This is a genomic window from Butyricimonas faecalis (genome assembly GCF_003991565.1).
Taxonomy (GTDB): Bacteria; Bacteroidota; Bacteroidia; order Bacteroidales; family Marinifilaceae; genus Butyricimonas; species Butyricimonas faecalis.
Window position 1 is genome coordinate 1444423 of record NZ_CP032819.1, and the last position, 23201, is coordinate 1467623.

A 23201-nucleotide genomic window follows, 5' to 3' on the forward strand; every position below is an offset into this window, starting at 1 on the left:
GGCCGTGACCTTTCGTGTTACAATTATGCGTATATTTGTCATATATTCAAATAAAATACCTATCTGCCATGGCACGAGAAAATTATGTACGATTCGACTGGGCAACCAAACGATTGTTAAGACAAAAATCAAACTTCGTGATTCTCGAGGGATTCCTCTCCACGTTACTGGGTGAACGTATCAAAATTGATCGTATGCTGGAAAGCGAGGGCAACCAGCAACATGCTGAAGATAAATTCAACAGGGTCGATATGCTGGCTGAAAACAGTAAAGGAGAACTCGTTATTATCGAAGTACAGAACAACCGGGAGCTGGACTATTTTCATCGTATGTTGTATGGAGTATCAAAGGCTATTACCGAATACATCACGAAAGGAGAACCCTACTCGCAAGTAAAAAAAGTATATTCCATAAACATCGTGTACTTTGACCTGGGACAAGGGGAAGACTACGTGTATCACGGGAACACTTCTTTCGAGGGAATTCATAAACATGACACCCTTAAACTATCTTTACGACAACGAGAACAATTCATCAGAGAAAATGCTGGAGATCTTTTTCCTGAATACTACGTGCTACGTGTCAACGAGTTTGATAAACTGGCTAAAACTCCCCTTGACGAATGGATTGCTTTCCTGAAAACAGGTGAAATTGCCGACAACACAAAGACTAGCGGATTATCCGAAGCCCGAGAATTACTACGTCTTGACCATCTTAGTCCCAAAGAACGTGCCAACTATGAAGCACATTTGAGCGCCCTACAATATCAACGCAGCGTGATCCAATCCGGTTGGATTGAAGGAAAAGCGGAAGGAAAGGTTGAAGGATTAGCAGAAGGGAAAGCCGAAGGGTTAGCCGAAGGAAAGGCTGAAGGGTTGGCTGAAGGGTTGGCTGAAGGAGAAAAAAAGAAAGCCTTGACGATAGCGAAACAAGCAAAAGAAATGGGTATGTCCATCGAAAATATTCTTTTACTAACAGGATTAAAAAAAGAAGAACTCCCATTTTAAACCAGAAATTTCACCCTCATTTAAAAGAAATACAACCCCAAAATACAAATAACTAGCATATTAAAATCCCCGGAATTATTTGTCCGGGGATTTTTTACTTGATACGCCAAAACTCCCACGATCTAAAACATTTAATCCCCTATTCCATAAAATATATGATATCTTACATGAATTTTTATCGTATTTTTAATATACCAACTCCTATTCAACTCCCATTTATTTCCCATTCAACTCTATTTATAATAAAAATAAATTATTATTTTATTGTTTTTATAAATTTAATATATTATCTTTATATCGATTTATATACATGTATAGATTACAATAAAGATTGAATCACTTTGTGAACTAGGGTTGGTCACGTTTATAAACCGAACTTGAAAAATAAAAAAGTATGGCATCATTGAAAGACTCTTTACTGGACGGCATATCTGGAAAGCTGGATAAATACATCATTTACCGGGTGGGTAACGAAACGTTTATCCGGAAAAGGCCAAAAAAGGTAAGCAATCCGAAAAGCGAGAAACAACAGATGCAACGGGCAAAACTTCCGGGAGCGCAAACCATGTATAAAGCACTGGATGGTAGCCTACTAAAAGAAATTTGTAACCTAGCGGCCCGGTATAACGAGAAACGTTCAGGGTATCACTGGTTCTTGGGTAAAAACATGAACCTGTTCGGGGCGAACCATTACATCGACTATTCCCGCCTGGAGTTTTCGGACGGTAGTCAACAATTACCTTTCGGGATCACGACGAAACAGACCCAACCCCATGTTGCAGAACTGTATTGGACGGATAACTCCAGCTCGATCACCGCACAATCCACAGACCGGTTAATGGTGGCCGTAATATTTGACAACGAGCCTTATACTCCAGTATTACTGGAAGATACTAATACTCTACGAAAAGATGGTTACGCACGGGTTACCCTACCGGAAGGTGAATGGCAAACCGCACATTTATACTGTTTCTTCGGACGGGATGATTTGAAAAACTTCTCTCCCGGAATTCATTTTCAAGTGACGAAATCTTAACACGAAGGTATTATGGCAATTTTTGAATCTACTATATTCGAAAACCTATCGGGAACCGTGGGTAACGTGACCAGCTACAAGCTGAAAGGCAAACAAGTGGCAAGAGCGAAAATTTTCTCCCGGAAAGACGCAAAGACGCTTCAACAATTAAAGCAAAGAACCCGCATGAAAACCATATCGCTCTTCAAACACCACCTGACCCCGATCTTAGCCTCCGGATTCTGCACTTCTTCAAGAAAGGATGCATCTAACCGTTTTTTGGCTCTAAATATGGGGAAAGTTGAAGTCGATGACGAGTTAAACGTAACGATTGACCCGCTACAACTGGCCATTTCCGACGGTCCCTTGGCTTTACCTGTAATCGAGGCAGAAATTGACCATGCCGGCCACCGGGTCATCTTCCGGTGGAAAAAACAGCCGTTAATGCCTTATATGTATAAAAACGACTGTTTACACGGGGCAATCTACGAAACCCAGGTTGGTCGGAGCCGAAAAGTGATATTGGGAACCAGAGCCGAGGCCGGAGAAGCAACCTGGGAGCTCCCCAAGATTGGGATTCCCATCATCTGGTAATTTACGGTTTCGCAACCACCGCTGACGGTCAAAAGTCCTCCCCGACTTTGGGCGTGTTGAAAAGTGAAGAGTAGTAACAAGATAACCTTCCTGTAAGACCAGCTTTATAAAATTAATCTTTTTTAAAGAGATAAGGATAACCCTGTCCGATTTCGTGACGTATACGCCATAGAATTTGAATATTCTATTAGTCATTCTTTCAAGGACTAGCAGAAGATGGTGAGAGGATATGTCAATTCGTAAACTAAACTAATCAAAATAAAATAAAAAAGAGACGCTATGAAAAAAATTATTTTTTTATTGGCAATGACTACATTCCTGTTCAGTGATTTTGCGATGCAAGCACAAAGCAAAAAAGAACTACGGGCAAAAAGAAGAGCTCACAGGGAATGCATGAGGATGCATAACAGAATGGTACGCGAACAACAAAATATGATCGCCTACCAAGATGCGGTAAAAGCCCTTAAAAGTAACAGTTGGGTATTACAAGCCAACACGTTGTTCAACAATTTCGGGGCAGCCATTCCCGTAACGAACAACTTGAACTTCGTGGCCATGGACAACAATCAAGTTTCCTTGCAGCTGGCATTTAACGGGTTTAACCCCGGACCGAACGGCTTAGGCGGGATCACGCTCACCGGCTGGCCTTCCAGTATTAACGAAAGAGTTGACAAAAACGGGAATATCACTTACACGTTCAACGTGATGGGCGCCGCTTTATTCGCTCAAGTTACCGTTCGCCTCGGCTACGGGAGTAATTACTCTACAGTAACCGTAAATTCAAACACGAATGGAAACGAGTTAACGTTTTCCGGGAACTTGGTTCCTTACAGCCAGTCAAACATTTTCCAGAGTGGATTCAGTTTTTAAGCAAGCAATAGAAAGATTCTCGTTTAATATTCAATTACTCAGTCACATTCGTGTGAAAAAAGGCTCCTTACGGAACCTTTTTTTTATTTTAACCGGACCAATACATTTCGTATTCTATCGCCTGAGGAGGGGTGCTCCGCCTTGTACTGCATCAAGGTACCCGCTTTACTATAAAGCAGGAAATGGGGTATTCCTTTGATATTCATCATCGTGGCAAATTGATCTCCGGTCACGATATATTGGTGACCGTGCATGTTTAATTGTTTCATCTTTTCCTTCCATGCTTTTTTGTTCGTATCGAGCGAGATACTGATAAATTCCACCATGGGATTATTTAGCTGTTTTTCCAGTTTCTGCAAGTAGGGAACTTCCTGACAACACGGGCCACACCATGAAGCCCACAGGTCTATGTAAAGGTATTTTCCCCGAAAATCCGCTAGTTTATGCATTTGACCATCCACGTCCTCCAGCATCACGTCAGGCAAAGCCGCTCCTTCCATGGAATACTTTTTGGATTCGAAATTTTTTACCAGCTTCTCCCCTTCTTCCCCTAGTTCTGCCGCCATATTTTTCAAACGCAGCAAACCTTCTTCAAAATTGTTTTTATAGTTATAATTTGCCACGAAATTTTGCAACACCAAACGACTCACAGATAACACGATAGATGGTACTGTAAAACGTTCTTTCAATAGTTGAATCTGTTCCTCCGGTGTCTCACGTTCTTTTTTCAGGTAATTGAACACGAAAGAATTCGTGTTATAAAAACGTAAAGCCATGGGATCATCCAAAACCTCGTAGACCGGGGGAATCAGTTCATTCATACCATCGGGTAACGCCTCTCCATTTCGGGAATACATATAAGTCACTCCATCCAGAGCTTGTATAAAAAACAAATAAGCTTGTATTCGCAGGTAGCTTTCCGTCATATTGGCAGGCCGGAATTCTTCTATCACGTCATTCACACGAATATAGATTTCACCCATACTATTTTTTAGCTCGTTCGCAACGGGCGGGTTATCCCATATCGATCGACTTTTATCCAGGTAAAAACGATTATAGGTTATCAATGCCGCGTTGTTCCGATCCTTTTTATCCACGGCCATTTCTACCCTCCGATTTTTGAATTGAATATCAAGTTCAACTTTTGTTCCCGGTTCAATATATAATGCCTGTTCAAACGGCCACTTATTTTGTCCGGTTCCCACGACTCCCATCAATGTTACGATCCGAGATGTGTCACCATCCAGTTGGAGTGAAAAAAGTCCTGTTTGATTTTCAACCGATAAAGAATCTCTCTTGTTTCCATCAATCAAAAATAATTGATATTCCGAATATTCTCCCGGACTTACCCTTCCGGTAATCTCGGCGGGTCCTTTCTGCCCGCAACCGATGGTTGCAAGCAGAAGAAGAATACTGATTATATGTTTCATTTTACTTTATACATTATTTTTATCGGCTTGTAGGCCACGTTTTTGTAAGAATTGATCAAACGCCCGGTCCTCGTGTCGTAGATATAGATATACCCGTTTTCACCGGATTCATCCGAGCGATAAGCTCCCACGTACACTTGAGATTCATCCGGGCTAACTGCCATTGTCGTGATCTCGGCATTAGGAGTGTCATCAATTGTCGCCCACGATTCGGTCGGGAAGGAAGAAGAAGAGTAGTACCAACGATAAATCCTATTACCTTGCGCGTAGAACAAGCATTGGTAAGAAGGACTGGCTACTTTCGGATTCTCTTTTTCAAGAACCGGATTGGCAATCACTCTTTGTACATCTCGATAATCAATACCTACAGACTGATAAGTATCAGGATCTTGCAGGTAGATATAATTACCTAAAGAGGTTTTCCAAATCTCACCATTCTTACGTGTCAATACGGTAAATGACGATCGTTTCTCATTCTCAAATATTGCAACCACCTCATGATTTTCATCCCAAATTGCACCGAATTGGGAACAATCGTTAACCGTATATCCGTTATAATAACATATTGTATGCAAATCCGTATCCCACAGATAATACGCGGGGTTATAGTCGTCAAAATAACCGTGGTGTACCAAAGAATAGGTAGATTTCAACACCGTATGAGAGAGTATTAATCCCTCCATACTGGCCAAATTATACACTTTTCCATTCTCGGACAGAGCGATTGCCGTACGAGCCGTGTTGTCCAGCATCATCATTGCCACGGGGACAAAATCTGAAAACTCGGTAGCTGTTACGATATTCTCCAGTTCGAGCGTTTTGGCATTTACCATATAAATAGATGGATCATTTTTATAACTGATAAATAGTTGGGATAATCTTTTCGACATATCCGTGGGTGATTTCGGGAATACAATTCCGTGATTATTCGTTGACAAGCAACGCATTTCAAAATCCCCCATGCTTCCATCAGCCATCTGACGCATGAATGAAAGCATCCCCGTCCCGTCATTACTTTCACTCAACACGGCAATTCCCTCTTCGTAAGGCGAATTAATATGCAACTTGAACTCGTAGAAGGCACTACTATGTTCGTTACTTACTTTTACCCGCATCGGGAAAGTACCTAACTCCTGACAGTCCACGTACAAAACCGATGAATCTGAATAAAACTTGTAATCCATATCCCATTGGAATGTCAAAGGAAGATTTTTTTCCTTTTGAGTTACATAAGGGGTGATGTCAATCACCAGCGTCTGATTTTTATCCCGGTTATATTCTTTCTGCAAACTATTGGTATCAATAGCCACTTCGGATATCCGAACCGTGTCAACCGTCGTGTCATCATCAAAACAACCGATTGCCAATAGGCCCATTAACCATATATATAAATATTTCAACTTCATAATCATCTGTTTTTATTACATATATCATTCATTCTATCAATACGGTTTCGGGATGTCATTTCGCCCGCTTTCCAATAATTCCGGATTTGCTTCAAAGAAATCATACATGGGAATCAAGATATACTTGGTTGCCGCGTAATTATACTCGTCCATCCACCCGTATTGAACTTTTTCCAAATCCGGACCGTACATTTCAACCATGCCTTTATACGTGGCCGGGGCACTTTGCTCCATCGCCCGGAAGTATTCCATGAACTTCACCCATTTCACCGGGTCCCACACTCCTAATTTATGATTAGGCCATGTTAAATTACCTTGCCAATCTTTCCATTGAGGCGGTTCCACGATGTTATTGAAAGAGGCTATTGCCACGGTCAGTATCTCATTTTCCGGCTCAAAATCATCTGTTGATACCAAACGGAAAGCTACCTGCCAATAGGTATCACTCCCTAAATCTTCTCGCAAGATAGTCACCGGAAGTACTCCATTCACAGAATCCGCTTTAATAATTAACTCCGTTGGTATCATATAATGTTCTCCCGCTTTAGCTGTCGTTTTGTCGGCCACAACCTCCACCTTGAAAGAGCGTTCTTCTTTCACCGGAGCCCCCATTATTTTCACGGGAAGTTCCATCTCATGGGAAGTGACTTCCAATTTTGTCACCCCGAAAGAGTATACCACGCTATCCTCCGTGAAGTAAATTCCGGTACGGGAAGAGTCGAACAATTTATAATCTTGTTCGTTGCAAGAAGTCAGTCCTGTACCGAACAACACGAACAAGCAACTGGTAATTATATATGTTATTTTTCTCATATGTTTCTTATTTACGATTTCATCTTCTAAATTCAAACTCCTGTGACGGAATATCCACCACGTAAACTTTCTTGTCAGCGGGTATAATTTTACCCTCCACGTTCAAAATATCCAGATTCAACCGTTTCATATGGTAGAAAGACTGGCCTTCCCCGGCAAACTCTTTATACCGGTCATCCGTGATCTTGTCAATCGTCAAAGTTTCAGCCGGGGTTCTTTCGTCCAGAGCTACCAGCCCCCGACTTTCCAGCAATTCATTAAAATAATCGAGGGCTTGGTCATAATGTCCTAATTTCAAAGCACTCTCTGCCGCAATATAATACATTTCAGACAAACGAATCATATTGATCCCGCGAATTTGTCCCGCCGGACGGGAATTTTCGTTATTGTTCAACACGTAAGAATCCGTCAATTTATCTAACTTCCATTTTTTAGTCACGTCATTATACGTGTACCATGCGCTCCAACGATAATCATTCCCAATCCCATCAACTTGGTACAATTGTTGAATATTGTAACGCATTTCAAGAGAATATGCCGTTTGAGAATTGTGTAATACCTTGATCACCGGCTCAGCAAAGCTCTTGGAATAAATCCCGAACACGGTTTCCTTGGATGACAATTTTCCCGCCATATCCCCGGTGATCTCCGTGTAATCCAATAAAGAAAGTCCGGGAGTCTGTATCACTTGTCGCGCATAATATAACGCACTATCCAATACGCCTTCTGTCAGGTAAACTCTTGCTAGTGTTGCTTGCACAGCCTGCAAATTAAAATGGATATTTTGGTCTTTCAGGAAATTGGCATTCGAAGAGGCCGATGCATATAACTCCTCGTCATCCAACAGTTGTTCTGCCGATTTCAAATCCGCGACAATCCGTTTATACACGTCTTTAGCTTTCAGCATGTCTGGAGCGAACAACGAGAACCGGGTAGAATAAGGAATCCCGTCAGCCCCCTCGTTTTCCGTGATCTGCTCACTGAAAATACGCAAGAGGTCAAAATGCATGAATCCCCGTAGTCCCAAAGCCTCTCCTTTATAAATATTATAAAATTGCATATCCGAAGGAGAAAAATGTTCCAAATGCTCCAAGACATTATTTGCATACGCGATATTGGAATACATCTCACACCAGATATTGTAGAAACGATCTTCCACTTTCGTATTTTTATAGTCATATAGCATGAGCGGCTCTGCCTCTTCATTATTTGAGGAAGTATAATATTGAGCCATCAAGTCCAAGGCGTAATAACTCAAATTCTGCCCGTAAAGTCCTGCTGTCCCCATTTTGGCATAAACCCCATAGAGGGCATTCTCAAATCCCTTCGCATCTTTCAACAAATCGCCTTCCAGTACTTCTCCTTTAGGTTGCACGTCCAAAAAGCTGTCACAAGAACTTCCCCCGACGAACAAGACTAAAAGTATCATTATATTTCTAAATCTTATTTTCATCATCTTTCCTTTTAAAATGTTGTACTAAGCGTAAATTCAAACCCGTTACTATATAGATAGATTGTTCCCCGCTCAACTTTCACGTTTGACCAACGCACAATATCAGTCATATTCACTCCAACACGTAAATTCCGAACCCCAATTTTGGAACAGATATTCTGTCCGAATTCATAACCGAAATTTACCGTTTCTAACGTGAATACATTTTCTTTTTCCACGAAACGATCGGAATGTTTCGGATTCGTCCCCCACCCGTCGGAATCGGCAATATCCTTGTAAAAAGCAATATCTCCCGGATTCTTCCAACGACTATCAAACACCCGTTTATCCGCATTCTTTTTCGGGTTTGCACCTTCCACTTTCGTGGCACGAGTCTCGTTGTACAGGTAAGCACCACATTCGTAACGACCTAACAGATAGAGGCTGAAACCTTTGTAGAACAAATTGGTGGAAACTGTCCCCCGGAATCTCGGCTCGGTATCCCCGATCACAAATTTGTCATCCGCTGAATACTCGAAAGTTCTCTCCCCGTTCAATTTTATAAATACTTCTTGTCCTGTTGCCGGGTCAATCCCTGCCGATTTAACCACCTTCAATGCCGTGGTAGATTCCCCTTCCTCATACTGTGCCAACGGAGTTTTTGAGTCCACTTTATTGGCATCTTCATTCGCTTTTTTTAGGGCGCTGTTTATTTTCAATATCCGGTTCCGGTTCATACTTCCGGTAGCAGCAACCTGCCAATAGAAATCATTTTTCTGCACAAGCATACCATCCACTTGGAATTCCAATCCTTTGTTCTCCATCTCTCCAATATTTTCTTTGGCTGAAGTTGTTCCGGTAGAGGGGGCACGAGAGGCATCCAATACCAGATCGGTAGTTTTTTTCAAGTAAATGTCAAACGTAAAATTCAACCGACGATTGAAAAGACTGATGTCCGTCCCGAGGTTATACGATAACTCCCGTTCCCAACCTAAATCTTCATTACCGATATCTTGCGGAACAGCTCCTATCCCGTTTAAATATTCCAGATCCCCGGAGAATTGATACATGGTCATTGCCTGGAAAGGAGAGAAATTTACCTTACCCGTGTATCCCAAACTTCCCCGGATTTTCAGAATATCAATTTTGCTGGAAGTAACAAAGCTTTCATTGTGTATGTTCCATCCCAATCCGGCCGACCAGAAGTTACCATAACGGTTGTTGGCTCCAAATTTGGATGATCCGGTCACCCGATAAACCACGTCTGCATAATAACGGTTATTATACATATAGTTGGCATTCACGAAGAATCCCAATTCCGTGCTGATAGCTTGAGTTCCGGTCGGTTTTTGATCCGTTTTATCTGAATAACCAGCGGCCTGCCCCATGAAATTCAACGCATCATCATAAAAGCCCACTCCTGTCATGGTGGAAGACTCGCTGGTTTCCTTCCTGATTTCCACACCCGCATTCACACTGTATAAACTATTATTATCGGTCATCAAATTAAACGCACCTGTCAGCGTTCCGGCATAAGACACGCCACTTTCATTTTTCTGGGTCAATGAACCTTTTTTAGAAAGTTCGGTTTCCGTTTTAAAATCCTGAGAATCGGGAGATTTGAACACTTCGTTGTTGGAATTGGACACGGTAATATTAAAGTTTCCCGACAAGCGAAACAATTTGTTGATCTCCAAACGGAAATCCGTGGTGTTCGAGAATGATTTATCTTTAGAAATATCATAATTCCCTAAACTAGCCTCGTACAACGGGTTATCCATATCCCAAGATAGATTCCTGTTATACTCCCCGAACTCGTTATAGATCCGATCGTAAGGATTCATTTCCACGTACTTGGAGAAAGAGCCGTAAGGAGATTGCTTGTAATTCACCTCACTGTAGGTCGTCCGGTTGGCCATGGTCAACTTATTCTGTAGATGGTATTCCAATTTAAACCCCAGATTATAACGACGACGATAGTCTTCTTTCATCACTCCCTGCACGTTATTGAAACGTCCGGATAATTCGTAACGGACATTGGAAGCCCCGCCATACAAACGTAGGGAGTGATCGTGAGAGAAAGCCGTGCGCGCCGGCTGCGACAACCAATCCGTGTCAACACCCCGTTGCACTTCCTGGTAACGTTCATTATACAATTTGTCCAATGCATATTGTTCTCCCTCATTTGTAATATTTCCCCAAGGATCTTTTTGCACCTCGGTTGAATACAATCCCGCCAAACGTTCGTATTCCAGTTTCTGGGCGGCATTCAACACATTATAATCTTTCAAGTAAGGGAATTGCACGTTTCCCGTAAAATTATAAGATACCCGCATACTCCCCTCGGCCAATTTCTTTCTCTCCACCACGATTACCCCACTGGCAGCACGTGATCCGTAAAGGGCCGTTGCTGATGCATCTTTTAATACGGTAATATTTTCAATCTCGTTAATATCCAAATCGTACAAATCCTGCATACTGATTTCAACTCCATCCAGCACGATCGTTGGTTGATTCACTTGAGTGGAACCATCCGAAAATGAACTCATTCCCCGTAACAATAATTCGGGAACATGATTCGGGTTTGACCCCAGTTCACTTCTTTCAACTAGATTCAAACCGGGTGTCAAGGCGGCCAAAGCGGCAACAACGTTTGTCCCGGAGACCGTTTTCAATTGCTCGGCGGTAACACTTTTCACGGCTCCCGTGTAACTGGATTTAGATTTCGTGAAATAACCGGTCACTACGACCTCATCGACCTCGCTCACCTCTTCTTCCATACGTACGGTCATTTCCTTATTCAATTCTACCGGAACAACCGCAGTTTTATACCCCACGAAAGTGAAAGAAAGTTCTCGAATATCAACCGGAACCACGATCTCAAACCGACCACTCCCGTCGGAAGCCGCTCCTGTAACGAGAATCTCCCCGCGTTTGGCCACAACGGTTACACCCGGGAGAGGTTCCCCGCGGGCATCCACGACAACTCCTTTTATTTGATTCGTCTTTACCACACTATCACGTACAGCAACCGGACGAGCCGGACGGATGACCACGTAATTCTGTTCCAAGTCAAAATCCATGTTCGTACCCTCTAACACTTTGCGAAATAATTCTTCCAAGGTGTATTTACGAATATCAAGAGACACTTTACGATTCACGTCCAATTCGTTATTACTGAACATGATCAACAAACCTGTCTGTGATTCGACCTGTTCAAATACAGTTTCTAAGGATTGAAGCTGCTTTTCGATCTTCACGCTTTGTGCCACTCCCGTCGCTGATAGCTGAAACACAAAACCGATCATTAGTAATAATGTTAATCTCATGATACATAAACTTTTTTTACATGGTATTTTCCCGTAACGATACCAAGTGTTTCTCTTTTTTTTCATACTTTTGTATTTGAAATTAGTACTCTCATGCTTTTGAAAAAGAGCATGAATCTTATTTAAATAAAGCGGGGAGTATGGCCGTACTTCCTGCTTTTTATTTTTCTTGTATTATTATATTCTTCTGCTTTATAATAAATTTTACATTTGTTGTCCGTTCTATCAAACGGATAAATTCATTAAAGTCTACGTCTTTTCGAATAGCCCCAGTGAAACGGTAGTTTTTACAAACTTCATTCGAAAAAACAAAATGCACATTATACCAACGTTCCAATTTCACTGTCAATAAATCCAGTGGCATATTATGAAAACGGAACATACCATCAATCCATGAGGTATATAGTTTCACGTTTACAGGTTTCACTTCAATCTCTTCGTTTCTCGTGTCTAATTCAAACTGCTCTCCCGGATGTAAAAGGTATGTCTCGTCGTGATGTTTCACTTCCACACCACCTTGTTCCAGGGTTACTTGTTCAAGAGCATCTCCTTCATAACTGCAAACATTGAAAGAGGTTCCCAATACTTTCACGCTGGAGCGACAAGTACGCACGATAAAAGGCCATTCTTTACTTTTAATCACATCGAAATAAGCCTCTCCTTTTAATTCCACCACCCGTTCTCCTTTTTCAAAGTTCATTGGGAAAGTCAATTCACTTCCCGAGTTGATCCATACTTTCGTTCCATCACTCAAAACCACGCGGTATTCTCCCCCTTCCGGAACTCTCACGGTACTCCTTTGTCTGCTGTTTCCCTCTTGAATTACCAATGTATTCAAAGAATTTTTACCTATCGTGACTCCTCCGCTGTTCGTGATATCACGTCCCAGATTTTCGCTTAATTCATATTTCTCACCACCTTCTAACACCCAGATGGCTTTCAAACTCCCCGGGGTTATTCGCGCTAACTTCTCCGGCTCGGTTCTTACAGGTGATTGTCTAAACAAAAACCATCCCGCAGTCAGCATAATCACTACTGTTGCAGCGACACTCCAACGAATAGTCAAATGACGTTTTTTCCAACCCGGTCGGGAAGAAAGTTTTTGTTCCACATTTTGCCAAGCATTTCTAATCTGAATATTCTCAAACAAACGAGCAGCCTGTACCACAGAACCACACTCTACCAACTGGTGAAGTTCTTCCTGCAATTCCACGTTCTCCAAAAGCCACTGATTCAAAAACTCTCGTTCTTCTGCAGTCAATCCCTCTTTACGAGATTTCAAAGCCAATTGTACTATATTTTCTGGTAACATGATGATTTATTCTCCATTGGTTCTATACTTATGACAGGAGAAAAGAAAAAATAGATGACAAAAATTTGAAGAAAAAATCAAAAAAATTACACGAAGAGTAACAAAATCGAATATGTTTTTTCGTTTAACTCGGCTCGTAAAACCGCTAATGCTCTTGCTAAAAGAGTTTTTACCGTGGTTACAGAAATTTCAAATTCTTCTGCAACTTCTTTATGCCGTTTCCCGTCCAGCACGATTCTTTTAAAAATTTCTCGCGTCCGATCGGGTAAACGATCTATCGCTTTATATAATTGATCAATACGGGTATTCCATTCCGATTCATCCAAATATTCGTTTTCAGCCATATCCATTCCCGAACCGATGGACTCTGTAAGAACCACTTTTTTCCCTTGCAACAAATTTAAACAATAATTACGCACGGATTGATATAGGTAAGGACGCAGACTATTTTTTATAGCGTGAAAACGCTTTCCTTCCCAAAACTTAATAAAAACTTCTTGTACGGCATCCTCAGCCTCCTCCTGTTGCGCAAGAAAATTCATGGCATAAAATACCAATGGTTTATAAAAATGGTTGAACAATAGTTCTAACCCTCGTCGATCTCCTTTTTTCAAGAGTTGCAATATTTTATCTAACTCGGTCATCCATTATACCTAACTTCATTACTATATAAATACACTCTCAATAAACGATCGTTTATTGAGGGGCATGTGTTCACCTATTTTATTGTAATAAAAAATTTTGAACGTGTTAATAATTAGCTATTAAAAAGAACAGCATCTTTTTACAGGTTTCAAAAAATAATATAAATTTGTATATCAATAAACGATCGTTTATTGAGGTTTCATACCAGCAGACCACTACGTTCTTATTCTCCAAAAGACAAGACAAATTCCTCGTACCAGTATCTAATACTCTTGGTATATATGAAAAAACACCCTAAAATGTTCCAACTTATCTTTTATTGACACAAATCCTCTATGGTTACGTTCGTTGGTAAAAATTTATTGGCATTTCCACCATTCATGAATATATCGCGCACGATGGTGGAACTGATAAAAGTATGTTCGGGAGAAGTTAAAAGGAATACGGTTTCCACGGAAGAATCCATCGCTTTGTTTGCCTGGCCGACAGCACGTTCATACTCAAAATCAGCAGCCGTACGTAAACCGCGAATAATGAAATTCGCTCCCATTTGCTCGCAAAAATCTACTGTCAAACCGGAATAACTCATAACAACAACATTATCAACACCTTCAAAAACTTTACGAATAATGGCAATCCGGGTATCTACATCCAAGAACTCTTTTTTAACCGCATTAATCCCCACGGCAATAACGATTTTATCAAACATTTTCAATCCACGTTTCACGATTTCTTCGTGTCCGATTGTGAACGGATCAAAGGATCCCGGAAATACTGCGATTCTCTCCATGACGTACTTTATTAAAATTTCACTAGAGTTACGAATAAAACATCCGATCTCAAGTTACAAATTAAAATCATATTTTTGACGATTCAAAAAAATTGTTAGTTTTTCTCTGATATTCCAAGTACATTATTAGGAAAATTATTTTTTTTTGAATAGATTTGATGCAAAATAAAAAAACACGTAACAATTAATTTTAATAAAACATGGCACGAAAACTACTAATTAGAGATCTTACACTTAGAGATGGTCAACAATCTTCATTTGCGACTCGAATGAACCAAAGTCAAGTGGACCGCGTATTACCTTTTTACAAGGATGCTAAGTTCTACGCGATGGAAGTATGGGGAGGAGCTGTTCCTGATTCCGTAATGCGTTACTTGAATGAAAATCCATGGGATCGTTTGGAAAAAATCAAAGCCGTTATTGGTGATGTTTCCAAGTTGACCGCCCTTTCCAGAGGTCGTAATTTATTTGGTTACGCTCCTTACACGGATGAAATTATCGAGGGATTCTGTAAAAACGCTATCGAATCTGGTTTAGGAATCATGCGTATTTTCGATGCATTGAACGACGTGAACAACGTGAAATCGACCATCAAATACGTGAAAAAATACGGTGGAATCGCCGATTGTGCAGTTTGTTACACGATCGATCCGAAGTACCCGAAATTAAGTTTGATGGACAAACTGAAAGGGAAAAAGAATCCCGCACCCGTGTTCACAAACGAATATTTCTTGAATAAGGCTAAAGAAATGGAAGCTCTTGGGGCTGACATGATCACGATTAAAGACATGAGTGGTTTGATTAACCCGGCTCGTATTGCCGAATTGATGCCATTATTCAAGAGCAACTTAAAAATTCCTGTAGATTTTCACACCCATTGTACCCCGGGTTACGGACTAGGTGCCGTGCTTTCCGCTATCGTACACGGTGTTGACATCGTTGATACCAATATATGGAATTTCGCGGGTGGTCCTGCCGCTCCGGCTATCGAATTAATCTACATCTTCTGTAAGAAGTTAGGTATCGAATTGGATGTAAACATGGAAGCTGTTGCCAAGATCAACAAAGAGTTGTACACGATTCGCAAAGAATTGGAAGCATTTGATGCCGTTAAACAATTCCCGGATCCATTCAACCCGCTTACCGATACGCTTCCGGCTAACATTGACAAATTCTTCGATAATGCTATCGCTGCAGCGAAGAGCAACAACGAAGAGGCATTGTTGGAAGCTTGTCATGCTATCGAAGCTTATTTCAATTTCCCGAAACCGAATGAACTCGTGAAAAAAGCCGAGGTTCCCGGAGGTATGTATACCAACATGGTAGCCCAATTAAAACAATTGAATTCCATGGATATTCTGGAAGATGCCATGAAACTAATCCCGACGGTTCGTTTGGCAGCCGGTCTTCCTCCCTTGGTAACACCTACCAGCCAAATCGTGGGAGCACAAGCAGTAAACTGCGCCCTTGATATTAAGAATCACAAGCCGATGTATTCTAACGTGTCCAATCAATTCGTAGCTTTGGTAAAAGGTGAATACGGGAAGACCCCGGTTCCCGTGGATCCCGCGTTCCGTTTGAAAATTGCCGGAACTCGTGAAGAAACCCCGTATGACACGTCAAAATATCAAATGCAGGAAAATCCTGTCTTAACAGAATTCGGAGGAGTAAAACTGGCTGAAAACGAGAAAGAAGTTCTCTTGATGGAACTTTTCCCCGCTGTCGCTAAAAACTTCTTAACCAAACAGAAAGAAGCCCGTTACATGGCCACGCATAAAGGGGAACAAGCACAACAGACCGTTGACGTTCAAAAAGAAGAACCGATAACAGGAAAAGTGGTTGAAGCTCCGATGCCGGGTAACATCTTTAAGATTCTCGTTAAACCGGGGGATGTTGTAAGTAAAGGACAGAACGTGCTTGTATTGGAAGCCATGAAAATGGAAAACAACATTACAAGTGATTATGCCGGAAAAGTAAAACGTATCCTGGTTCAAGAAGGAAAAGCCGTTACTGCCGGAGCTAAATTGATCGAGATCGAAATCTGATTGGATTAGTAATATAATAAAGGATGAGTGGTGAAAGTCAATGTACTTTTGCCACTTTTTTATTCTAGCAATATACCATAAAAATTAACTCCTGCCATCAGACAGGAGTAATATAATTAAGGTTCGAATAATCTTTCCCTCGGATCAGCAAGGATTAATATTTAGGAAAACCGATCTCCTCCCCGTTCTCTGCAATGTACTCATCCAACGTCTCACAATCCGTGTTCTCGTCTTCTTCGTACGCCATGGAGAGATTATTTACCCGTGCAAACTGATGACAGCTTTTGAAATCAGCATATCGTTCCTCAATTTCTTCTTTAAATAACGCAATCCGTTCCGCTTCCGGCATCTCCTCTAATTCCTCCTCATGTTCCTGCAAAATATCCAGAATAAATTCTGCCGCCCAACTACCTAATTCTCGTTCCAACACCCAATCAGATGAATGTTCATCCAGTATACGATATATTTCATGCAAGTAGGGAGTATCACCCCAATCTTCATATAGCTGAATCAGGTCGTCATCCTCCCCATACTCTTCTTTTAGCTTTTCTAACACCTTATTATCCATGTTTCTTGATTTATTGTATTCGACGGCTAAATTAAGAAAAAAATATGAATATCACATCGTGAAATACACGTAACCTCTCAAATCATTCGCTCTACACTTCATGTAATTACATTCTGCAAGATGAAGTAATTGAGGAAAAATGCCACACTTGCAAATTCTCGTTAAAAGCCGAAGAACGTATGAAATATTTCTGTAACTTTGAATGCGGCATAATTCTCCACGAGAAAGCCGACGTGCGATTTTTATTAGTTTAGTTTAAAACACACATTAATTTGAATATCATGATGAAGAATTTATTACTCATTCTTTGCTTTCTTCCCATGTGGGCATTAGCTCAGGAAGAAGATCAAAGCAAATACATGGTTGGAGCCGTACCGGAAGTAAACGGAAAAGTTGTTTTTTCACAGGAAATTAATGCCCCCAACCTTTCTAAGGATCAAATTTTTGATGCCATCCTCGCATGGGCAAACACTCGTTTCAAAACAGATAAAGGGAACTGGGGGATGGTTGCCTATTCGAACAAGGAAGAGGGACAAATTGCCTGCTATGGAAACGAATACATTGTTTTCGCTGATAAAACATTCTCTTTAGACCGGGCAAAAATAAACTACCGGATGAATTTTATTTGCACGCCCGGAAAATGCAACGTGGAAGTTACCAATATCACCTACCTCTACCCGGAAGATAGCCGGGAACGACTGGCAGCCGAAGAATGGATCACGGATAAACAGGCAATGAATAAAGATCAAACCAAACTGATCAACCGGATTGCCAAATTTAGAATCAAAACCATTGATCTCGTAGAAAGTCTAAACGAAGGAGCACTAAAAAGCCTCGGCGTCCAAAATGCCCCCGTAACCACAACGACCCAACAAGTTACTCCCGTGCAAACCGTGGCCTCCATATCTGCCACCCCGGGAGATGCTTTACAAGGATACAAGCGTATCGCTCCTGATAAGATTCCGGGAAATATTATCAAAATGTTGTCCGAGGACTGGATGTTAATCACGGCAGGGGACGATAAACAATTCAATCCAATGACAGCCAGTTGGGGCGGTCTTGGTTACTTGTACAACAAACCGGTGACCTTCTGTTTTGTCAGCCCCGCACGCTATACTTATGACATCATGGATAAAGGAGATACCTACACATTAACTTTCTACACGGAAACTTACCGGGAAGCTTTGAATTACTGCGGACATAATTCCGGTAAGAACAAGGATAAGGTAAAAGAGGCCGGGTTAACCCCGATCACCACTCCTTCCGGTAGCAAGGCGTTCTCAGAAGCGTGGATGATTATCGAGTGCCGCAAAATGATTTCTCAAACCATCAACATTGACGGAATTTCTGACCCGGAACTAAGGAAACAATGGGCCGGTAAAGCCATGCACAAAATGTTTATCGGAGAGATTTTGAATGTATGGGTAAAATAATTCATTATTGAGAGGAGTTTAAAATCAATAATAACCAAGTAAATTTATAAAGCAGGAGCCATTACTACAATCGGTCATGGCCTACCCTGCTTTATTGATATTACTATTCTCCCGGATGAAAGTTTCGTGTAAACAAACCGATCCGGTTTCCCTCACTATCTAGAAAGTAAGCAAAATAATCTTTTGCTCCCTCATAAGTTTCACAAGGTTCCGTGACGATTTTTCCCCCTGCTTCCCTCACCAGTGCTAAAGATTCATCCATATTTTCCGTGTAAAATGAGATTGTAATACTATTGGAAGTTGGCTGATATCCTTTCAAACTAAAAATACAACCGACCGGGTGTTGATTACCAAAAGAAATAAAAGCCATTTTCTCTTCCCCGTATTCGACAATCTCCAGTTTCTCTCCGAAAACTGTCCCATAAAACAGAACTGCTCTCTCCATATTGACAGCAGGAATCTCAAAAAAAGCTACGAATGTTTTCATGTTGCATTTATTTTATTGATTAACACAACAAAAGTACTTTCTCATCACCCTTCAATTATTGGAAAAAAGAGACATTCTCTGTTCTGATAAAACCCTCATTTCATTCTATTCACCTAGAAACCATTCAACACTCTCGGCATCCTCGGAAAAACACATCAATTGAAAAAGAGTTGACGAAGTATAGCCGGTCAAAGTCTTAATTTCATTTGCCAGATGAGCGGCATCGTAATACCCGGTATGAAAAGCCAAAGTTGCCAAATCAGCCTCCGGCATTCGATTTCGAAACTCCACGGTATGTAGAAAACGAATCACTCGTAAGTACTGTTTCGGCATTAATCCTACGTTAGCCGCGAACACCCGTTCAAATTGCTTTTTGCTCAAACAAGCATAGCCTGCCAGTTGATCCACATTGAGCATCCCACGACGCCGCAATAAACGAGTCATGACCATCCGCATCCGGTTATTCTCAAATTCATTTCTTCGCTGCAAACGATCTAACAAAAATGTTTCCAAATCATCAACCCGTTCGTCAAAACTAGAATGATTCATCATTCGCTCCTCTATATCCTTTCCCTCTCTTCCCAACACCTCTTCCAGAGAAACATAGCGGTTTGTCAGCTCGTTCAGCGGTAAATGCAAAATATCACGTACTCCCACAGGAGTAAACACGACCGACATTAATCCCACCCTACCCGTGGGTAAAATATCTATAAATTCGGTTCGCTGCCCGTAAAGTGTTGCCCGTGGATGAGATTCTTCTCCATCAGACAGAATAAGTTTGTACGAATCCCTATAATAAAAAACAATTTCCATGAATCCCTGCGGTGTAAGGCGATGCGGCTCGCACGATGGACTCACATCCTCCAGATCCAGCATCCAATAATATTGGACATACCCGGACAACTCCCGACAAGGCTGTCTGTATTGATATTTACTCATTCGAAGAGGAATAACACATGAACCAGCGTGTCACCTTCTCACTGTAAGTCTTTGAAATCGGGATATCGGGGACCTTTTCAACTCCGAATTCCAAATAAACTCCATCTTTCTCTCGACGAATCACCTTAACATGCTCGAAATTCACCATATAGGAACGATGGCATCTCAATACATTCGTTCCTTCAAATGTTTCTTCCATTACCTTCAGAGTATTACGTAACATGAATTTTGTTACCACTCCTTTATTTAGATACCAAATCCGCACGTAATTATCCGCGGACTCTATATAAAGCAAATTCGAATGTTTAATAGATAAGCGCAATTCACCTTTCTCATCCCGAAAAGAAATAACATTCGCACCTCCTGCATCTCCCTTCATCTCTCCAAGCATCTGCAATTTTTGCTCCTTATCCCGCCAAGAGAAATAAAGCATTAAAATAGCGTAAGGCAATAAAAGGATTAGTGACGTGTTTTCTGAAGCCTCCCAAAAAGTTTCCATCACCTCCCTCTCTGGTCGTAAAACACAAGAGTAGACCGTGTAAAAAGTCGATAAAAAAAAGATTTCCAACACAATCCAGATCCCGTACTCTATGCAATTGAGAGCATGCTTCTTCGTGTAAAAATACATGATTACACGACTGATAGCAACGGTAAGTAATCCGGTAAGAATTACCAAACTCGAAAAAAGGAAAAATTTAAATTCCGATACCGGATACCAAGTCAAAGAACTGAAAGGCTTGTAGATATTGATAAAGATTAGATCAAAAAAAGCCGTGAATAATACCAAGCGTATTAAATTTGATTTCTCGTAATAGTAATCTGGTATTTTTCGGGTCAGCACATTCATTTCTCACTAATTTTTATATATTTCAAACAAAGATACATTTTTCCCGTAAAAAAATTCACCCCTAAAGAGCAAATTTCGTCCCTAAATATGAGATTCTGTCCCTTTAGGCTACAGTAGACACCATTAATTTTGAAAACAAGAATTTGTGGCGTTTGTTTGTATTAAAATTAATCGCAAGAGTTATGGATATCTCAACTAGAACAAAACAATTAAAGGCTATTTTTTCTTATGATAAGAAAATTATCCTGGAAGATCAACCCCTGGAAATTCGTCCGTACCATTTTATCCAAGACATGGGAATTAAAGAAATAGAACAATTTCAGCAACTGATCCCGACAAGCGAATTTTGTTCTATCCCTGACAATAGCATTCAAGAGAATAAAAACTTTTCATATACCATATTCACACCTAAAGGATCACGAAAAACAAACCAAGCCATCCTGTTATTGCACGGGCTGAACGAGCGTAACTGGGACAAATACCTCACTTGGGCTGAATATTTATCCTCAGCCACGGGCAAGGCCGTTATTTTGTTCCCGATAGCTTTCCACATGAACCGCACTCCCTGTAACTGGTATAATCCGAGAGCCCTTATGTCTTGGGTGGCACGACGTAAACAAGAAGTAAAGCACCTGGATAACTCCACGTTTGTCAACGTGGCATTAAGCTATCGTCTATCGGACACCCCTTTACGCTTTTACATATCCGGAAAAGAATCTATGTTCAATCTATGGCAGCTATTCCGAGAAATAAAAAACGGACAGCATCCACTGTTTGAAAAGGAGTCATCCATAAATATTTTCGCATACTCCATCGGCGCCTTTCTGTCACAGATTCTGATGATTGCCAATCCGGAACATTTATTGGATGACTGTAAACTATTCCTCTTCTGCGGAGGTTCCATATTCAGTCAAATGGACGGAAGCGCCCGAGATATTATGGATCAAGAGGCGTATCGAAGAGTTAAAGACTATTTTCTGAATGATTTCATGACAAAAAATGATGGACATCGCATGCTCCCCGTTTTATATGAAGAAGATTTCATGGAAAAAGCATTTAAAGCCATGATACGACCCGAGATTATGAAAAATTACAGGGAATCATTTTTCGAACAAATTCAAGACCGTATACGGATTGTCACGCTCAAAAAGGATACCGTAATGCCAACACAAGGAGTTATTCAAGCTCTAGGTCCTAAATGTGTTGACACCATATTGGAAGAATTGGATTTTCCATACGAATATTCTCATCAAAATCCCTTTCCAACCAACACGGGAGCGACGCCCAAAATGCTTTATCAATCTTTTACAGATATATTCAATAGAGTTGCTGATTTTTTGTAAAGATACTACTATATCATAAATCACTCGATTGACCCACCTACAATGTCCATCAACTCGGCCGTAATATTCTGTTGTCTCAACTTGTTATATTCCAGTTGCAAATTTTTCAACAACTTAATAGCGTTATCATTTGCCATTTGCATAGACAAAATACGAGAAGCTTGTTCAGATGTCTGATTTTCCAGTAGGTACCTGTACATCGTGGAATGAATAACCAACGGATAGATCGTCTCCAATATCTTTTCACAATCCGGCTCGTAAATGTACACTTTATTCCGCTCTTTATCGGAAAGGGCTTTTGTTTCCCGAGGAATCCACGGAAGCAGCTGCTCCCGACTGATGATCTGTGTTCCCATGCTCTTGTAATGAGCGTAAATCACTTCTACCCGATCGACATCCTTCTTCAAAAAACTACGAATTAATTCATCAGCCAATGTCGTTGCACCTTCTGCATATTGCTTTTTCTCGAAAAGATCAGGAATCGGCATAACCTCCACTCCTTTTGTCTGCTTTATATCATTCACGAGTTTTCTTCCCACGGGATAAACGAAAATAGGCGATTTAACCTTACCATCATACTCCTTTAATGTTTCCAATAATTTCTTGTACAATAGTAGGTTAAAAGCACCACACAATCCCTCGTCTGCAGCAAACATAACAATCGCAACTCGTTGAAGCGGACGATTTTGACTCAACGGGGACTGATAATCATTAATTTCACTGGCGATGTGATCCAGTATATTTTGCAACTGTTCCATGTAAGGGCGGGCGTGATTCAAGGCATTCTCAGATTTCCTTAACCGGGCAGAAGAGATCATCTTCATGGCTCCGGTGATCTTTTGAGATGAATGCACCGAATTTATCCTTCCTTTCAATTCACGTGTTGATGGCATAAT

General features: G+C 40.9%; 20 protein-coding genes. 7 read left to right on the forward strand and 13 right to left on the reverse strand.

Annotation, left to right across the window (positions count from 1 at the left end; all coding sequences use genetic code 11):
- Window positions 1-68 precede the first annotated feature (68 nt).
- The 4 genes from D8S85_RS06590 (at window position 69) to D8S85_RS06605 (ending at window position 3486) form a co-directional block, all read left to right on the forward strand.
- A complete protein-coding gene (locus D8S85_RS06590) occupies window positions 69-1007 on the forward strand; it encodes an Rpn family recombination-promoting nuclease/putative transposase (RefSeq protein WP_106480010.1) in 939 nt (312 codons plus the stop codon).
- Window positions 1008-1401: 394 nt separating this feature from the next.
- Complete coding sequence (locus D8S85_RS06595) at window positions 1402-2043, forward strand: DUF6266 family protein (protein ID WP_106480011.1); 642 nt, start codon at window positions 1402-1404, stop codon at window positions 2041-2043.
- Window positions 2044-2055: 12 nt separating this feature from the next.
- On the forward strand, window positions 2056-2616 hold the full coding sequence (locus D8S85_RS06600; protein ID WP_127074898.1) for a hypothetical protein: 561 nt from the start codon (window positions 2056-2058) through the stop codon (window positions 2614-2616).
- A gap of 279 nt (window positions 2617-2895) precedes the next feature.
- A complete protein-coding gene (locus tag D8S85_RS06605) occupies window positions 2896-3486 on the forward strand; it encodes a DUF4251 domain-containing protein (protein WP_106480013.1) in 591 nt (196 codons plus the stop codon).
- A gap of 83 nt (window positions 3487-3569) precedes the next feature.
- Here the strand turns inward: D8S85_RS06605 and D8S85_RS06610 are convergent, their stop codons facing one another.
- The 8 genes from D8S85_RS06610 to coaD form a co-directional block, all read right to left on the reverse strand.
- Entirely contained in the window at window positions 3570-4916 is a 1347-nt protein-coding gene (locus tag D8S85_RS06610; RefSeq protein ID WP_106480014.1) for a TlpA disulfide reductase family protein, read from the reverse strand.
- Window positions 4913-6322: a hypothetical protein gene (locus D8S85_RS06615; protein ID WP_127074899.1), complete on the reverse strand. Its 1410-nt coding sequence runs from the start codon at window positions 6320-6322 to the stop codon at window positions 4913-4915. The genes D8S85_RS06610 and D8S85_RS06615 overlap by 4 nt, the downstream gene beginning before the upstream one ends.
- A gap of 36 nt (window positions 6323-6358) precedes the next feature.
- Window positions 6359-7135: a DUF4843 domain-containing protein gene (locus D8S85_RS06620; RefSeq protein WP_127074900.1), complete on the reverse strand. Its 777-nt coding sequence runs from the start codon at window positions 7133-7135 to the stop codon at window positions 6359-6361.
- A gap of 19 nt (window positions 7136-7154) precedes the next feature.
- A complete protein-coding gene (locus tag D8S85_RS06625) occupies window positions 7155-8591 on the reverse strand; it encodes a RagB/SusD family nutrient uptake outer membrane protein (RefSeq protein ID WP_106480017.1) in 1437 nt (478 codons plus the stop codon).
- 8 nt (window positions 8592-8599) lie between these two features.
- Window positions 8600-11896, reverse strand: a complete 3297-nt coding sequence (locus D8S85_RS06630) for a SusC/RagA family TonB-linked outer membrane protein (protein WP_172726479.1) — start codon at window positions 11894-11896, stop codon at window positions 8600-8602.
- Window positions 11897-12056: 160 nt separating this feature from the next.
- Window positions 12057-13208, reverse strand: coding sequence for a FecR domain-containing protein (locus D8S85_RS06635; RefSeq protein WP_106480019.1), 1152 nt, complete (start codon window positions 13206-13208; stop codon window positions 12057-12059).
- A gap of 86 nt (window positions 13209-13294) precedes the next feature.
- Window positions 13295-13822, reverse strand: a complete 528-nt coding sequence (locus D8S85_RS06640; protein ID WP_240648897.1) for an RNA polymerase sigma factor — start codon at window positions 13820-13822, stop codon at window positions 13295-13297.
- A 347-nt stretch (window positions 13823-14169) separates the two neighbouring features.
- On the reverse strand, window positions 14170-14643 hold the full coding sequence (gene coaD / locus D8S85_RS06645; RefSeq protein WP_106480021.1) for a pantetheine-phosphate adenylyltransferase: 474 nt from the start codon (window positions 14641-14643) through the stop codon (window positions 14170-14172).
- Between the two features lie 200 nt (window positions 14644-14843).
- Here coaD and D8S85_RS06650 point away from each other — a divergent pair, with 200 nt between their 5' ends.
- Complete coding sequence (locus D8S85_RS06650) at window positions 14844-16688, forward strand: biotin/lipoyl-containing protein (protein WP_106480022.1); 1845 nt, start codon at window positions 14844-14846, stop codon at window positions 16686-16688.
- Between the two features lie 154 nt (window positions 16689-16842).
- On the opposite strand, the gene D8S85_RS06655 is transcribed toward D8S85_RS06650, so the two are convergent.
- The gene (locus D8S85_RS06655) at window positions 16843-17256 is read right to left on the reverse strand and encodes a hypothetical protein (protein WP_106480023.1); all 414 of its coding nucleotides are present in this window, start codon (window positions 17254-17256) and stop codon (window positions 16843-16845) included.
- A 281-nt stretch (window positions 17257-17537) separates the two neighbouring features.
- Between D8S85_RS06655 and D8S85_RS06660 the strand changes: the two genes are divergently transcribed.
- Window positions 17538-18689 carry a DUF4468 domain-containing protein gene (locus D8S85_RS06660; protein ID WP_106480024.1) on the forward strand — a complete coding sequence of 384 codons (1152 nt, stop codon included), beginning with the start codon at window positions 17538-17540 and terminating at the stop codon, window positions 18687-18689.
- 103 nt (window positions 18690-18792) lie between these two features.
- Here the strand turns inward: D8S85_RS06660 and D8S85_RS06665 are convergent, their stop codons facing one another.
- From D8S85_RS06665 to D8S85_RS06675, 3 genes are all read right to left on the reverse strand, one after another.
- A complete protein-coding gene (locus D8S85_RS06665) occupies window positions 18793-19176 on the reverse strand; it encodes a VOC family protein (protein WP_106480025.1) in 384 nt (127 codons plus the stop codon).
- A gap of 105 nt (window positions 19177-19281) precedes the next feature.
- Window positions 19282-20115 (reverse strand): helix-turn-helix domain-containing protein, encoded by an 834-nt coding sequence (locus D8S85_RS06670; RefSeq protein ID WP_106480026.1) that lies wholly within the window; start codon window positions 20113-20115, stop codon window positions 19282-19284.
- A complete protein-coding gene (locus D8S85_RS06675; RefSeq protein ID WP_205702821.1) occupies window positions 20108-20962 on the reverse strand; it encodes a LytR/AlgR family response regulator transcription factor in 855 nt (284 codons plus the stop codon). The genes D8S85_RS06670 and D8S85_RS06675 overlap by 8 nt, the downstream gene beginning before the upstream one ends.
- Before the next feature lie 182 nt (window positions 20963-21144).
- Here D8S85_RS06675 and D8S85_RS06680 point away from each other — a divergent pair, with 182 nt between their 5' ends.
- Window positions 21145-22305 carry a DUF6051 family protein gene (locus D8S85_RS06680; protein ID WP_106480029.1) on the forward strand — a complete coding sequence of 387 codons (1161 nt, stop codon included), beginning with the start codon at window positions 21145-21147 and terminating at the stop codon, window positions 22303-22305.
- Window positions 22306-22325: 20 nt separating this feature from the next.
- Here D8S85_RS06680 and atpG read toward each other — a convergent pair whose 3' ends face one another.
- Window positions 22326-23198 (reverse strand): ATP synthase F1 subunit gamma, encoded by an 873-nt coding sequence (atpG, locus tag D8S85_RS06685; protein ID WP_106480030.1) that lies wholly within the window; start codon window positions 23196-23198, stop codon window positions 22326-22328.
- Window positions 23199-23201: the final 3 nt, after the last annotated feature.